At 35.4% G+C, this 1,689-nt stretch carries 1 protein-coding gene and 1 pseudogene (1 of these 2 only partly in view); one reads left to right on the top strand and one right to left on the bottom strand.

Annotated features, from left to right (window positions below; all coding sequences use genetic code 11):
• A pseudogene (locus A2255_08670) lies at positions 1 to 4 on the top strand (hypothetical protein); it begins 1,145 nt to the left of the window's first position.
• Positions 5 to 183: 179 nt separating this feature from the next.
• Here the strand turns inward: A2255_08670 and A2255_08665 are convergent.
• On the bottom strand, positions 184 to 1,566 hold the full coding sequence (locus A2255_08665) for a DNA repair protein RadA (GenBank protein ID OGI19640.1): 1,383 nt from the start codon (positions 1,564 to 1,566) through the stop codon (positions 184 to 186).
• Positions 1,567 to 1,689 lie beyond the last annotated feature (123 nt).

Raw genomic sequence — 1,689 nt, 5'->3', positions numbered from 1 at the left:
ATAGGGGCCTGGTATTATTCAGCAGTAATTAAATGTATGAGTGCCGGTGCAGGGTTAGCATTTGGATTTGCATGCGGTTTAGGTTTTGATCGACTTGGCAGATACATTAGTAGTGCCATCTATGGTGAAAAAGAAGAATAATTTATGTTATTCCTGATTAATATTGAAGAAAGTTTTATAGCATTAATCTGCTTTTGTAGGAATGGAATTTGTTATAGCCTCTATCAATCTTGAAACACCAATTATTTCGATATTTTTATTGGGGTTTTTAAGAGGTAAATTTGATTTTGGAACTATTGCTTTCTTGAACCCGAGCTTTGCAGCTTCATTAATCCTCATGTCAAGCTGTCTCACGCTTCTTATTTCACCAGATAGACCTATTTCACCAACTATTACAGTTTCCGGGTCTACAATTACATTTCTTGCACAGGTTGCAACAGCTAAGGCAATTCCGAGGTCTGCTGCAGGTTCTTGTATATCTATTCCTCCTACAACATTTACATAGACATCCTGTTTATTCAGATTAAGTCCGACTCTTCTTTCAAGAACAGCTAATATTTGTAGAACCCTGTTGTATTCAATGCCAGTTGCCACTCTTCTTGGAGAAGCATAAGAAGTTGGTCCTACCAAAGCTTGTACTTCCACTAAAAGAGGTCTCGTGCCTTCACTTGTTGCAATTACTACACTTCCTGGCGTTATGGTTTTGCATCTTTCTGCCAGGAAAAGTTCACTGGGATTTGTAACCTCAACAAGTCCGTTGTCTTCCATATTAAATACACCAACATCATTCGTGCTACCAAAACGATTTTTGATAGTTCTTAACATTCTATAGGCCTTATATCGTTCTCCTTCAAAATAAAGAACTGTATCAACCATATGTTCAAGAACTTTAGGGCCAGCTATCATGCCGTCTTTTGTAACATGACCTACTATAATGATTGTGATACCTGTTGTTTTGGCAATACTCATTAACGCATTACAGCATTCTCTAACCTGACTTACGCTGCCTGGTGAGCTTGTAATTGCTTGACTGTAAATAGCCTGGATACTGTCGATAATTATAATGTCCGGATTTAAATCATTAATCCTCGTTTGTATTTCTTCTAAGCTGGTTTCAGAGTAAATATATAATTTATCTGAATCAAGATTAAGTCTATTTGCCCTTAGCTTTATCTGTCTTGCTGATTCTTCTGCTGAAACATAAAAAACTTTATTATCCTTCTTTGCTAGTGTATTACAGGATTGTAATACCAGTGTAGATTTACCTATTCCAGGATCTCCTCCAATGAGAACAAGTGAACCTTTTACAAGTCCTCCGCCTAAAACACGGTCAAATTCTTCCAGCCCTGTAGAAAAGCGAATTGTATCATCTAAAGTCACATGTTTTAGTAATTGTGGTACTGATTGAGTTAAACCACTTATGATAAAAGGTTTTTTATTGTCAATTTTTTGTATTTTTTCTTCTATTATAGTTCCCCATTCTCCGCAATCAGGACATTTGCCAAGGTAACCTGATGATTCATATGCGCAATTTTGGCATATCCATTTAGATTTTATCTTTGCCATGCACTTATACTCCATATATTTCCAATAATATTATACATTTTATTTTAATTTTCGTTAAAAAATCTATTTTAATCTAGCAAACAGGAACATTAAGGACGCAATAAAAAATGCGTAAGTATTTTT

The organism is Candidatus Melainabacteria bacterium RIFOXYA2_FULL_32_9 (assembly GCA_001784615.1).
Lineage (GTDB): Bacteria > Cyanobacteriota > Vampirovibrionia > Gastranaerophilales > UBA9579 > UBA9579.
The sequence above is the reverse complement of the archived record's forward strand: the minus strand, read 5'-3'. Positions and strand labels throughout refer to the sequence as shown.